This is a genomic window from Acinetobacter sp. GWC1_38_13 (assembly GCF_001767535.1).
Lineage (GTDB): Bacteria > Pseudomonadota > Gammaproteobacteria > Pseudomonadales > Moraxellaceae > Acinetobacter > Acinetobacter junii.
On sequence record NZ_MELG01000081.1, the window covers coordinates 69,533 to 83,587 of the forward strand.

Here is a 14,055-nt window from a genome sequence, read left to right on the forward strand (position 1 = left end):
AACTGGTCGAAATAGTTACAACATCGTTGAACGTGACGCAGGTACAGTTAAATGGACTGCAAGTCGTGTTGACTTAGTCTTCGGTTCGAACTCGATTTTACGTGCCTATTCTGAAGTCTACGCTCAAGATGACAATAAAGAAAAGTTCGTTAAAGACTTTGTGAAAGCTTGGGTAAAAGTGATGAATGCAGATCGATTTGATCTTGCCTAAATCCTCTTAAAATGAAGAAATGAAGAACCTTTTATGGTTCTTCATTTTTTTATGCTGGATTTTGAACTATGATCACAACAATGAATCAGGAAAATAATAACAATGACTACTTCACTCGATCATATAATCCAAACCAATAGCATCATCTTGTTTGATGCTCATTGTGTATTATGCTCCGCATGGGCAAATTTCATGGTAAAAAATGATCCTCAACTTCAATTCAAGTTAGCATCAGTTCAGTCACCAATAGGTCAACGTATTTTAACGATATATCAACTTCCTACTGATCATTTTGAAACAATGGTATTAGTAGAGCGTGGAAAACTGTATACAGAATCAACTGCTTTTATCAGAATCATTAAGCACTTATCTTTTCCATATTCAACACTTCAGTACACTCAGTTTATTCCCAAAGTGATCCGAGATTTTGGATACCGACGAATTGCGCTCAACCGTTATCGTCTTTTTGGCAAGACTGAACAATGCTACAGAATGACACCTGAAATCGCGGCGCATTTTTTAACTGATGATATGGTCTCATGAATAAATTAATCCAAACCCATCAACGCATTTTGAAGTTCAGTCAATGGATGATTGCCTTGCTATGGATTTATCAGGGTTTATTTCCAAAATTGATTTTTAAAGTAGAGGATGAACAATACATTTGGCAATACATGGGCTTAACTTCAGAGTATATCTTCTGGATCATTTCACTTTCAGGGATCGCTGAAATTATCTTCGGTTTTATGTTTTTATTGTTTACGCAGCGATATTTACACTGGCTAAATATTATCAGTTTGATTGGGTTATTTTTTTTCGTTTTATTGATCTACCCAAACCGAATTTACCAAGCATTTAATCCTGTCGTCATGAATCTCGGATTGATTAGCCTTTCAATTATTGCATTGTGGTGTATTGATGTCCTCAAACAGATCAAGCACGAATAAAATGTCCTTCTCTTATACAATAAAATGGATTGACCAATTTTGACGAGGACTTCATTGCTTGTTGCAACTCATGTTCAGGTGCATCACGGTCTTCATCGGTGAGCTGGAAAGTTCGATAGTGAATCGCCAATGATCGGTGGGCATGTAGATCTAAGTGTGCATGAAAAGCATCTTGTGGATTCATATGAACAAAGCGCATCAATTGACGTGGTTCATAAGCCCCTATTGGTAATAGCGCTACACGGGCATCGCCATAACGCTCATGAATCTTTTTAAAATGTGGGGAATATCCCGTATCACCAGCAAAGAAACAATGTCCTGTTTTTGCCAATAATGAAAAGCCACCCCATAAGGCCCTATTTTGATCACGCACGCCACGACCAGAGGCATGCTGTGCAGGTGTATAAGCAATTTTTAATTCATCATGAAAAGGAATTTCTTGCCACCAATCCATCTCAATAACATGAAAGTGTTTAGGCAAATAATATCCATTACCAAGCCCAGTATAGATCGGCATCGCAAATTTTTGATGTAACCACTCTAAACTGGCTAAATCCATATGGTCATAATGGTTATGACTTAACAACACACCATGAATCCAAGGCAAGTGTTCCAAAGCAATACCTGCAGGGCAAACACGTTGCGGACCATGCCCCTGCTGAGGACTCACATACTCACACCAAACGGGATCCGTCAGGAAATTGTAACGACCGATTTGGATCAATACCGTTGCATGCCCTACGAACCAAATTTTCCAGTCATTTAAATCAGCATGTGGTCGATTTTGAGGTAACTCAAGCATCTGATTTCGTAGATTTTGCTCGTGATATCGATCAACGTTCCACGTATATGACTTCCGTGTTGCAAGCCATTTAAACAAGCGTGTTCGATCAAATGGTGGATCACGTTTTTCAATATTATAAAAACGATCAAAACCACAATGGTCAGAAGCCTCATGAGGAAATGGTGGTTTCCCAAAAGTATGGCTCAAGCAAGATTGGGTCGGCAATTGGTAAGTTAATGTCGGCTTATCTTTCATGTACTTCTTCTATAGTGGAATTTAATCATCTCAAGCAGCGATGGTGATCTATTTATCAGATAAATAGCTTTCTACTTTAACGTTTTCCATCTCACGTGAATGTATCAATTTTGAGAAGTTTGAATGCATTTCAATTCATGCACTTTAGTCCTCGTAGAACCCATTTAGTTATGCTGATTTTCACCTAATGAGTCAACATAAATTTATATAAAGGTTCAATTTTTTATCATGATCAGATTAAGTCACAATTTTAGGTTTTTAATACATTTTTTCTATCTCAAAACTGAGCACATCGGTCATAAAAACAGCTATGATATAGTCTTACGCTAGTTTCACCCGTTATCAATCTTTCTAAAACTAGAATAAGGCACATTTGGATTCGTCTTATGGAATTACGACATTTACGTTACTTCATCACCGTTGCCGAAGAGCTAAGTTTTAGTAAAGCAGCAATTAAGCTTCATACAGCACAGCCATCTTTAAGCCAACAAATCAAGGATTTAGAGGATGAAATTGGTGTTCAATTATTTCATAGAACCAAACGAAAAGTAGAATTGACAGATGAAGGTCATGTTTTTCTAGAGCAGGCACGTTTAACGATCACTCAAGCAGATAAAGCAGTGACAATGGCGCGACAAGTTGCTGCTGCAAAAGTTCAATGTCTTAGAATTGGATTCGTTCCTTCAGCAGAAATCCGTATTTTTCCTTATATTTTGCCACGTTTACGCGTGAAAATTCCAAAACTACAAATTTGTACACTCAATCTAAAAGAAACTGACCAAATCACTGAATTAAAAAAAGGTGATTTAGACATTATTTTTATTAATCAAGATTTTCAAAATGATACTTTTGCCAGTCAGTTAGTTTTGAAAGAGCCTCTTGTATTTATGCTCCCGAAACAACATCCTTTTGCTAAATTTGAAGAAATTAAACTTGAGCAATTAAAAGAGTTAGAGTTAACCATCCTTTCTAATAAATTGTCACAGCCCTTATCGAAAACGATTTTGCAATATATTGAATTTAATAAAATTCAGTTCAAAACCATCCATGAAACCAATCATATAGTGGATTGCATTCAAGCGGTAAACTCGGGTGTGAGCTGTGCAATTCTGCCATCCTACATGGAAGCCCTAGCGACTGATCAAGTCATTGTAAAACCCTTAGCCAAGCCATTGCCCAGTTTGGATGTATTTATGGCGTTTAATAAAAATCCCCCCAATCAAGCGACCGAACAATTTTTGGAAGAGATTAGGCAAGTATTTGCACTTGATCAATTTGCACTTTATGCAAGCTGAAAAAATAAAAAAAGCCGAGTTGTCGGCTTTTTTGATGTTTGGGCTTAAGCATTACTAAAGAATTCAGCAAACTTCTGATAACTTGGGCGCTGACTAACATTCTGTAAATATCGTTCAATAGCAGGATGCGACTGTACTTCACCCATTTTCAACTGCCAAAATAACATTGCTGCAACTAACACATCAGCAGCGGTGAATTGTTCTCCACATAAAAAAGGAGCTGCTTCATTCAATCCAACCACAAAGGCATGATAAGCATCTTGGTAGTCACCATAACCAATCGAAGATTTCTGCTCAGGTGTAACCTCATTTATACCCAACATTCGATCTGTCGCTGCCGCTTCCCATGGCCCTGAGATAAAGAACAACCAACGATAATATAAACCTCGTTTGGGATCGTTGAGTGCAGGTGCTAGTCCTTTATCTATAAATTTATCAGCTAAATAAGCACATATTGCACCCAATTCATAAATAACAATGTCACCATCAACCAAAACAGGTACTTTACCAAAAGGATTCATCTGCAAATATTCTGGTGTTTTCATTTCAGTTTTAAATGCAACCTCAATACGCTCGCATTCAATTCCGAGTTCTAGTAGTAGCCAATCCACGACCACACCGCGTGAAAAACTATTGGTATAAAGTTTAAGTGCCATTTTTGTATTTCCTTGTTTATTGGTTTTATTTAAATTTAATCGCTTTGATTGTCAGTTTTTGTCAGTAGTCGATTCACACACTTCTTGAACCCACCATTGTTGAAATAATTGCTGTTTGAATTGTGGATAATGGACTTGGGTCAAACTTAACTCACGTATTCTATCGATACGAAAGTGTCTAAACCCTTCGCGTAACTCACACCATGCTGCTAACACAATACGATCATTAAAATATCCTAAAGCAAAAGGCCAAAGCATTCTTGTACTTATTCGTTGTTGCTCATCTGCATAATCCACGAGGATTTTTACTTGTTGGCGGATAGCTAAACGCACTTGCTCAACGAGCATTTCATCGACAGGCAACCATGTATTAATCGACCTTAAGGTCGTCTGCTCTAGCAAATGCTGACAGTGCTGAGGTAAAACTGCATTCAGTTTAGCTAACACGGAGGTTGATGCCGCTTTCAGTGCTTGATCAGGAATGTCTTTTAACCAATTCAACGCAAGAAAAATTGCTTCAATTTCAGTTTCATTTAAAGTCATTGGCGGCAAAAGAAAATCTTCTTTTAGCTGGAATCCCAGTCCTGCCGAAGCATCAATACTGACGCCTTGCTCACGTAGTGTTTCAATATCTCGATATAAAGTGCGTTGGCTAACCTCAAGACGTTCGGCTAGCGCCTGTGCAGTAACAGGATAACGGTATTCTCTAAGCAGTTGTAATAAATGAAGTAAACGAATGGAACGACTCATACTTTCCCTATTTTTATTATTGAAGATAGGGATTGATCAATCCCTATCTGTGTCGTCTCAAATGATTTTTGTTGTTTAACTTTCAGTTAAAGCAAACTCAGCTAAGTGATTGCGCAAATACTGATGCAACTCCGCCACATCATTTGCAATCGTCAAAGGTTGATACTGCACTAATGTTTCAACAGTATGCACTCCATAACTCACCCCAATTCGAGGCATGCCAATATTTTGAGCCATCTCAAGATCATAACTGGTATCACCTACCATAATTGCAGATTCAGCAGCCACATCCATTTCCGTGAGTATTTCTTGCAACATCAGCGGATCTGGTTTTGACTTAGTTTCACTAGCTGCGCGGGTAATATCAAAAATATGATGACTATTGGTTTGGCTCAAAACTCGATCTAAACCTTTACGACTTTTACCAGTCGCCACAGCAAGTTTTAAACCTTGTTGTTTTAACTCTAGCAAAAGTTCAGCAACACCCGTAAACCAAGCATCACCTTTTGAGTTGGCAACATAATGATCTGCATAGCATTGCAAAATATCTTGCTGCAAATGCGGTACCTGTGGAAATAAAATTTGCATGACTTCAGGTAAGCCTAAACCAATAATACTTTTTGCAGCATCATCGGTAAGCGGTTGTTCAAACTGCTGTGCTGCGTATTGCAGACTTGCCACGATTTGCCCAACCGAGTCAAACAACGTCCCATCCCAATCAAAAATGACTAATTCAACATTCTGACTCATTTTTGCTTTCTCAACTCATTAATCACCTGTTGCATATCTTCAGGCATTGGTGCTTCGATGGTTGGGTAGTTCGGAATATCTAAGCGCATTGCATGCAAGCATAAACGGCGTGCTTCAGGACCTGTATAAGCTGTATTGTGACCATACTTATCATCCCCAATCAAAGGATGCCCGATACTTAGACCATGTACACGAATTTGATGTGTACGACCTGACAATGGTGAAGCGTGGACTAATGTTGCGGCTTTAAATCGCTCAATCACCTTCCATTCCGTCTTGCTAGGTTTACCTTCTTTAGTGACACGGACACGTCGCTCACCATTCGCAAGTTCATAACGAAGCAAAGGCGCATCAATCAATTGCTGATCCAAACTCACTTGCCCTTTGACGATTGCTGCATAGGTCTTCTTAATCTTATGCTCACGCAATAGATCCTGAAGTAACTTGAGGGTACTTCGCTTCTTACTAATCATCACTAGACCTGAGGTATCACGGTCAATACGATGAATCAATTCTAAATATTTTTTGCCTGTCGCAGCACGCATGGCTTCAATCAAGCCATATGCAACCCCGCTACCACCATGAACGGCAATACCAGATGGTTTATTCACCACTAATAAGCCTTCATCTTCGTAAACCACTCGACCGAGTAAACTTTGCGCTACACCATCACTCACAGGTGCATCGGTTTCATCTTTTTGTTCATAACGAATCGGCGCAACTCGAATTTGGTCACCAATACTCAGTCGTGTTTCTGCTTTTATTCTTTTTTTGTTGACACGAACCTGTCCTTCACGAATCAAACGATAGATTCGACTTTTAGGAACACCTTTTAATCGGGTAAATAAAAAATTATCGATTCGCTGCCCTTCTTGATGCTCATCCACGTCAAACCAAGTGACACTTTGCCATTGTTGTGTAGAATTCATACGTTCGATTCATCCAAGATTTGCTAAATACGATTAAAAAATGATCATTTAGCTAAGTTATTTCACAAGAAACCTAAACTTAGCCCATAGGCAGATGCCGCAAGGTTTGATATATTCAGCGCACGGATACCACCGTAAGTGAGCATCAAATCAGAAATTTTATTTAGATAAAATTTTAAATCGATGAGATCTTCACCAACAACTCGGATAGGTCCTAAAGAATTATGCCGACGCCGAAGGCTTATTATATCGGCAAAATGACAAACTGTTGCGTTTAATTGTGCATCAGCACATGCAGTTTGCTCAGAAAAAATATGTCGCCAGCAATTTGTTGGTTATTAAACGTAAACTGATCCACATCAGACAATTTGCTCCCTGATGTCGCATTCAGGCTAAAGCGTTGATGCATTGGAACTGCTAAGCAGTGATACGATGATCATTCCGTATCAAGACTTCCAGATGGATCGACTTCAATGCTTAATGACAGTGAAAGTCACCATCCAATGCACCGCTCACCCGCCAGTGAAGCGTACAGGAAACTTTGATTATGTCGGGGTCTTACCATATTTCTCAGATGCAAGACAGAGATGAAATATCAACAGACCAAAGATAGAAGCAGTATTGCCAACATCGAAACAACCGTATCAAAGCCCAAACTGGAAATTTACAGTCAGTGGTTTCAGAGCTTCGCAAATAAAAGTAGCCTCTGAGTCTTGATCGCGTCAATTTGATGTTTGCTCAAAAGTATTGAGCTTGTTGTTTTTGTGCATCACTATTAGGTGTCACACCCATGAAACGTATGTTGATTAATGCAACCCACGCCGAAGAAGTTCGCGTTGCACTTATCACTGGTAATCGCCTTTACGATTTCGATTTAGAAAACCGTACTCGTGAACAAAAAAAATCAAACATCTACAAAGGTCACGTCACTCGCGTTGAACCATCTTTAGAAGCGGTTTTCGTCGAGTATGGCGCTCAGCGTCAAGGTTTCCTTTCAATGCGAGAGATTGCAAACTCGTATTTCAAAGCAGATCCTCGTCAAACTTCTAACATTCGTGAACTAATCACTGAAGGTACTGAACTACTCGTTCAAGTTGAGAAAGAAGAGCGTGGCAACAAAGGTGCTGCCCTCTCTACCTTTATTTCTCTTGCAGGTCGTTATTTAGTTCTTATGCCAAACAACCCGAAAGGTGGTGGTATCAGCCGTCAAATTTCAGGTTCTGTGCGTGAAGAGCTAAAAGAAATTTTATCTTCTCTAAATGTACCTCGTGGCATGAGCGTGATTGTTCGTACCGCAGGTATCGGTCGCACCCAAGAAGAACTTCAACTGGATTTACAACATTTGTTGGATCTTTGGGCTCAAATTCAAAGCTCTGCAAGTTCAGGTCCATCACCAATGCTTGTTCATCAAGAAGCGGGTGTAGTGACGCGTGCTATTCGTGATTACTTACGTGATGACGTTGCAGAAATCTTGATTGATAGCGAGCAGGCATATAACGAAGCGTATAACTTTGTTAAAGCAGTAATGCCACGTCAGCTTGATAAGTTAAAAACTTATACCTTGAATGAGCCTTTATTTGCTCACTTCGGGATTGAAAGTCAAATCCAAACCGCTTATGAACGTGAAGTAAAACTTCCTTCAGGTGGTTCAATTGTGATTGATCAAACTGAAGCTTTAGTTTCAATTGATATTAACTCAGCGAAATCAACGCGTGGTCACGATGTTGAAGAAACTGCATTAAATACCAATTTAGAAGCAGCTGAAGAAATTGCGCGTCAACTTCGCTTACGTGATATTGGCGGTTTAGTTGTGATCGATTTCATCGACATGACCAAAGATCGCAACCAACGTATGGTTGAAGCGAAATTACGTGAAGCGACACAAAGCGATCGTGCACGTATCCAGTTCGGTCAACTTTCACGTTTTGGTCTGATGGAAATGAGCCGTCAGCGCTTACGTCCTTCTTTAGAAGAAGCGACAGGTTATGTGTGCCCACGCTGTCATGGCACAGGAATGGTTCGTGACTTACGTTCACTTTCACTTTCGATTATGCGTAAAGTTGAAGAAATTGCTTTACGTGAACGCCAAGGTGAAGTTCAAGTTGAAGTACCTGTTGAAATCGCTGCGTTCTTATTGAATGAAAAGCGTCACAGCCTGGTTTATCTTGAACAAACTTCAAATGTACGTGTCACTGTGTTGCCTCACCCGCACTTGGAAACACCACATTATCAAATCCAGTTCAATCCAGATGGCTTTGCCCCATCTAGCTATGAACGTACTGAAGCAACTCGTTCAAGTGAAAAAGAACTTGGTTATGAGTCTTCTGATTGGCATTTAGAAGAAGCAGATCACAGCCATCCAGCTGCTGCTGCACAAAATGCAACAGCACCACAAAAGAAAGCCCATCAAGCTCAAGCTGCGCAAGCAAAACCAGCTCAAGCCACTGTACAGAAATCAGCAAGTCCTTGTGCTTGGTTAGAGAACTTATTTGTTCAAAAACAAGCTCAAACTACTGATCAATCTCGTTCTGCACAAAATGCTGCTGCTGCGATTGAGCAAATGATCAATAACGGCGCAGTAAGTCGTGGTCAGTTTGGACAAGTGAATATCCCTGCTCCTGCAGCTGTAGAAACACCTGCTCCTGCAAGCAATAACGCTTATATTTCACAAGCACCAGCAAAACAAGAAGCACGTGAAACATTTGAAAAAGACGAAAAATCTCATCGTCCTAATCAAAACCAGAAGAAGCGCAAACATAAAGAACAACGTGAGCAACACTCACATGCACATGAACCACAAAATCAAGTGCATGAAGAAGTGACTCAAGTTTCACGTCATGAACAACGTCAAGAACAACGTGATCAAAAACGCCAGCAAAAGCGTCATCAACCTCAAGAAGCTCAGCAGCAACATCAAGAAACTGCAGTGAATGAGTCTGCGCCTTTGCCACGTCGTGATCGCAACAATCAACAGCGTCCGAACCGACCAAACCGTCATCGTGACCAAAGTGTTTTAAATGAAACTCCAGTAGTAACAGCTGAAGAGGCAGTTAATCCACAACAAGTAAAAGTGGACGTTGTTGATGCACCACGTGCGGAAGCGATGAACACGGCATTGATCGTAAATATTGATCAAGGTCAAAGTGAAATCGTTGCAATTAATGCAGAAAAAGCACCGTTAGATGTGCCTCACACTGAGTCTGTAAAAGCTGTAATTGCGACAGCAGAAACAGTTGAGCCAACTCAAGCGGCACAGCCAGAAGTTGAAGAAACTGCTGTTGTTGAGCCATCAACTCAAGTAGCGCCTGTAAAACGTGCAAGTAACGATCCTCGTTCACGTCGCCGTTCGCATCAAGGTAGCGGGCATACTAATCAAAAGCCAGCACCTAAAATTGCGCACTCGCAGATACCAACCTTAGGGCAATATACTATTGGTGGTCTGATTCGCCATATCTATGGTGAAGATTGCACAATTTTGATTGAACAATTTGGTTTAGTCACAACGTTCAACCGTGCATTACAAAAGTTCGCTGAACAATACGCAAGTAGTATTGCAGTAGAAACTGTTGTGGTTGAAGAAAAGCGTCCTGTTACACGTGATGCTGTTCTTCCTTCACAGAAGCCAACTCAGGAAGCAGAACCTGCACCAGTGTTACCGTTAACACCACCTGAAGCTCCTGTGACTCGCGTTGCAAATGACCCTCGTGAACGCCGTCGCCTTGCCAAACTTGCTGCGGAACAAGCGAAAGAAGCACATATTGCAGCGAACGCTTCAGTAGCTCAACCAGCAACTACCGCAGAGACGCCAGTTGAAGCGAAAGAAGCTGAACCAGCAACTTCTACTTCAGAGCCAGTTGATGCAATTCCTGAGCAACAACCTCTCGAGCTCACAACGGCAACAGAAGTGCAAGATGCTCAAGAAACTGCTGCAGAAGTAATTGAAGAAGCACAAACCACTGTTCTTCAACAAGAAGCAACTGAAACAGAAACCGTTGAAGTCGCTGTAGCCGAAGAAAAAGTAGAGACTGTTGTTGAAGGTGATGAGACTGAAGCGGAAGATGAAGCTGCGAAACTAGAGAAAGATAAATCTAGTCGCCCTCGTCGCCCTCGTGGTCGTCCACCGAAAAAAGCAACTGCTGGCAATGAATAATTTGCTAAATTGCACACAATAAGCACAAGCCTAGTCATTTCGATGACTAGGCTTTTTTGTTATTTTGTCAGATTAGGTTGATTGCTCTAGGAACTTCCCATTAAAAAACAGCATTAACAACAATGATCTTAATGGTTGTGTTCCAACAGATAGCCATTTTTTGGATTGATCGAAAAAATAAACAGGATTGATATGAGCCAAACTACACAGACCGATATTATTACCCTTAGTGATGTCGCAACTCGCCTTCCCAACTTCATCACAAAAGTACCTCATATCCTCAATGGTCTTAAACAGGCTTATTTGCGGACGCCTACTTCCCCAGCAGGCTTAGGAATTGCCTTTGAAAAAGCAGTTAAGCGTAATCCGCAAGGAATCGCCCTGTTATTTGAAGATCAACGTTATAGCTACAGTGCTTTGAACGAATGGGCAAACCAAATTGCGCATTACTACTTGTCGATTGGGGCAAAAAAAGGTGATGTAATTGCAGTGATGGTCGAAAACCGCCCTGAATTGATTGCCACTATTGTTGCTTTAGCTAAAATTGGCGTAACGATTGCACTTGTAAATACATCACAGGTCGGCAAAGTTCTAGCACACAGTATTAACTTAGTTAATCCTATCGCGGTGATTGCTGGCGAAGAAGTACGAGCTGCGATAGATGAAATTCGTCAAGATTTAACTGTTGCTCAAGATCGTTTCCATTGGTTTGCAGATCAAGAAACTCGTCAAAATGCCGGTGTAGCACCTAAAGGCTATGTCAATCTTGCTCAACAAATTGATCAATTCCCTAAATTCAATCCATCAACCACACACACTGTGACAGGTAAAGATGGATTATTCTATATCTATACATCTGGCACGACAGGCTTGCCTAAAGCTGTAATCTTCACGCATAGCCGTTGGACACTTGCTTATGGTACATACGGTCATATTCTAAATTTAGGTAAAGATGATGTAATGTATGTCACTTTACCGCTCTATCATGCAACAGGCGTCGTCGTGTGCTGGTGTGGTGTGATTGCTGGTAGCGCAACTTTAGCTGTACGTCGTAAATACTCGACGAGTGCATTCTGGAAAGATGTTCAGAAATTTAATGCGTCAGCGATCGGTTATGTCGGTGAATTATGTCGTTACCTCATGGATGCACCAGTTACAGAACTTGACCGTGCTCACCGTGTTACCAAAATGATTGGTAACGGTATGCGACCAAATATTTGGGGCAAATTCAAAGAGCGCTTTGGTGTTCAAGAAGTCCTTGAGCTTTATGCATCAAGTGAAGGTAACGTTGGCTTCAGCAATATTTTCAACTTTGACAATACAGTTGGTTTTTCTCCTACACCATATGCAATTGTTGAATATGACAAAGAGAAAAACGAACTAGTACGTGACAGCAAAGGTTATTGCAAGAAAGTCAAAACAGGTCAAGTCGGCTTACTCGTAGGTAAGATTACTAGCCGTTCACCTTTCGATGGTTATACTGATCCTGAGAAAAACAAATCAGTTATCTTGAAAGATGTCTTTACTAAAGGTGATTCGTATTTCAACACTGGTGATTTAGTACGTGACATTGGCTTCCGTCATGCACAGTTTGTAGATCGTTTGGGTGATACTTTCCGTTGGAAAGGTGAGAACGTTTCAACGACTGAAGTTGAAAACATGGTTTCTGAATACGAAAAGATCGCTGAAGCTGTTGTTTATGGTGTAGAAATTCCAAACACCAATGGTCGTGCAGGTATGGCTGCTATCACTTTAACCGATGGCGCTGAACTGAATGATAATGACCTTACGGAAATGGTCAGTGTATTCAAGAAATGCTTACCAGCTTATGCGATTCCGGTGTTCTTACGTGTACAAGCCAAAGTTGAAACAACAGGTACCTTTAAGTATCAAAAGAATAAGCTGAAAGAAGATGCATTTGACCCAAGCAAGACAGATGAACGCTTGTTGGTTTTATTACCAGGCGCAACGAGCTACTGTGATGTAAATGCTGAAATCTTTGAGAATATTCAGGCATATCAATACCGTTTCTAGTTTATTTTTTAGCTAAACAAGAGGAAATCGTGCTTTTTATAAACAATCATGCAGATGTTTTTAAATTTCCTCTTGTGTTAGCTGAATAAGTTGCTAGAATACGCAACATCAAAACGAAGACGCACTTAGAACTGATTGGTTGTACTTGCGAAGCATGTTTAATCGCTTGCTTAGGGTCGTTAGCTCAGTTGGTAGAGCAGCGGACTTTTAATCCGTTGGTCCCGCGTTCGAGTCGCGGACGACCCACCACTTAATGTTTTGATAGTTTGTAAAATGTATTTTACAAACGCCTGTAAGAGGTTTAACTTAGAAAAATTATAGATTTTCTCTAAGGTCTAAGTAAAGGTTATTTTACTTACCCTCACTCAGGGTCGTTAGCTCAGTTGGTAGAGCAGCGGACTTTTAATCCGTTGGTCCCGCGTTCGAGTCGCGGACGACCCACCAAATTCTAAAAAACCTCATCATATGATGAGGTTTTTTTATGCCTATTCATGAAGTTAATATCTGTGAAGTTGGGATTTGTGATTACTTCATCTAAAATGATATCTAATCATGATCTACAACTATCTTTATGTATAAAACAGAAACTAGCTCACACAAATTTAATCAATAAAAACAAATATTTATAATTATACAACATAGTATTTTGACTAAATCTTTTATACTCCGAAAACAATTTTACATACTATTCTCGGATGAAAGGACCTATTCATGAAGAATATTCAATTGATTAGCTTGGTTGCTATAACTTCTTTAGGCTTAGTTGCATGTGGTGGTGGAAGCAGCGCTGATAATAATTCAAACAATACAGGCACGCTCAATGTCAGCCTAACCGATAACCCTGCTTGTGGAATGGATCACGTCTATGTCACTGTCAAAGAGGTAAAAGTACATAGCAGTAGTACAGCAAAAGATAGCGATGCAGGCTGGTATTCAGTAAAACTAGCTAATCCTAAAAAAATAGATTTACTTACACTGACCAATGGTGCTCTCACAACTTTAGGACAGACCCCTCTTCCAGCTGGGCGCTATACACAAATCCGTTTAGTTCTAGATCAAAATCAAGGATCAAAATGGGCTAACTCTGTTGTTCCTACAGGAGGTACCGAGCTAGCATTGACGACACCGAGCGCGGCTCAGAGTGGCTATAAAGTCGTGGGATCATTTGATGTAAAGCCAGACACGCTAGTTGACCTTGTTTTAGATTTTGATGCATGCCAATCTATTGTGAAACGTGGAAATGGTTCATACAACCTGAAACCAGTTGTCACAGCAACACCACAAGTTGTGAGTG

11 protein-coding genes, 2 tRNA genes and 1 pseudogene are annotated in these 14,055 nt (G+C 40.3%); 9 read left to right on the plus strand and 5 right to left on the minus strand.

Annotation, left to right across the window (positions count from 1 at the left end):
- The 3 genes and pseudogenes from A2003_RS08305 to A2003_RS08315 all read left to right on the plus strand — a co-directional run.
- Window positions 1-211: pseudogene (locus A2003_RS08305) on the plus strand (hypothetical protein); the annotation flags it as partial.
- A gap of 102 nt (window positions 212-313) precedes the next feature.
- Complete coding sequence (locus A2003_RS08310) at window positions 314-754, plus strand: thiol-disulfide oxidoreductase DCC family protein (RefSeq protein ID WP_130575461.1); 441 nt, start codon at window positions 314-316, stop codon at window positions 752-754.
- Window positions 751-1,158, plus strand: a complete 408-nt coding sequence (locus tag A2003_RS08315; protein WP_201897811.1) for a DoxX-like family protein — start codon at window positions 751-753, stop codon at window positions 1,156-1,158. Before A2003_RS08310 ends, A2003_RS08315 begins: the two co-directional genes overlap by 4 nt.
- On the opposite strand, the gene A2003_RS08320 is transcribed toward A2003_RS08315, so the two are convergent.
- Window positions 1,145-2,197 carry an MBL fold metallo-hydrolase gene (locus A2003_RS08320; protein ID WP_286687141.1) on the minus strand — a complete coding sequence of 351 codons (1,053 nt, stop codon included), beginning with the start codon at window positions 2,195-2,197 and terminating at the stop codon, window positions 1,145-1,147. The two genes, A2003_RS08315 and A2003_RS08320, sit on opposite strands and share 14 nt — an antisense overlap.
- A gap of 386 nt (window positions 2,198-2,583) precedes the next feature.
- Here A2003_RS08320 and A2003_RS08325 point away from each other — a divergent pair, with 386 nt between their 5' ends.
- Entirely contained in the window at window positions 2,584-3,492 is a 909-nt protein-coding gene (locus A2003_RS08325; protein WP_004916643.1) for a LysR substrate-binding domain-containing protein, read from the plus strand.
- A 44-nt stretch (window positions 3,493-3,536) separates the two neighbouring features.
- On the opposite strand, the gene A2003_RS08330 is transcribed toward A2003_RS08325, so the two are convergent.
- The 4 genes from A2003_RS08330 to A2003_RS08345 form a co-directional block, all read right to left on the minus strand.
- Window positions 3,537-4,148: a glutathione S-transferase family protein gene (locus A2003_RS08330; protein WP_004958762.1), complete on the minus strand. Its 612-nt coding sequence runs from the start codon at window positions 4,146-4,148 to the stop codon at window positions 3,537-3,539.
- Window positions 4,149-4,199: 51 nt separating this feature from the next.
- Complete coding sequence (locus A2003_RS08335) at window positions 4,200-4,898, minus strand: helix-turn-helix transcriptional regulator (RefSeq protein WP_004957644.1); 699 nt, start codon at window positions 4,896-4,898, stop codon at window positions 4,200-4,202.
- Window positions 4,899-4,973: 75 nt separating this feature from the next.
- The gene (locus A2003_RS08340; protein ID WP_039047646.1) at window positions 4,974-5,648 is read right to left on the minus strand and encodes an HAD-IA family hydrolase; all 675 of its coding nucleotides are present in this window, start codon (window positions 5,646-5,648) and stop codon (window positions 4,974-4,976) included.
- Window positions 5,645-6,577 carry an RluA family pseudouridine synthase gene (locus tag A2003_RS08345; RefSeq protein ID WP_004958755.1) on the minus strand — a complete coding sequence of 311 codons (933 nt, stop codon included), beginning with the start codon at window positions 6,575-6,577 and terminating at the stop codon, window positions 5,645-5,647. Before A2003_RS08345 ends, A2003_RS08340 begins: the two co-directional genes overlap by 4 nt.
- A 790-nt stretch (window positions 6,578-7,367) precedes the next feature.
- On the opposite strand from A2003_RS08345, the gene A2003_RS08350 reads away from it, so the two are divergent.
- The 5 genes from A2003_RS08350 to A2003_RS08370 form a co-directional block, all read left to right on the plus strand.
- Entirely contained in the window at window positions 7,368-10,727 is a 3,360-nt protein-coding gene (locus A2003_RS08350) for an Rne/Rng family ribonuclease (RefSeq protein ID WP_286687142.1), read from the plus strand.
- Window positions 10,728-10,919: 192 nt separating this feature from the next.
- Entirely contained in the window at window positions 10,920-12,761 is a 1,842-nt protein-coding gene (locus tag A2003_RS08355; protein WP_004958749.1) for a long-chain-acyl-CoA synthetase, read from the plus strand.
- Window positions 12,762-12,934: 173 nt separating this feature from the next.
- Window positions 12,935-13,010: transfer RNA gene (locus tag A2003_RS08360), tRNA-Lys, on the plus strand.
- 119 nt (window positions 13,011-13,129) lie between these two features.
- A tRNA-Lys gene (locus tag A2003_RS08365) sits at window positions 13,130-13,205 on the plus strand.
- Window positions 13,206-13,472: 267 nt separating this feature from the next.
- Window positions 13,473-14,055, plus strand: a 583-nt coding sequence (locus tag A2003_RS08370; RefSeq protein ID WP_286687143.1) for a DUF4382 domain-containing protein, incomplete at its 3' end; no start/stop codon positions are given.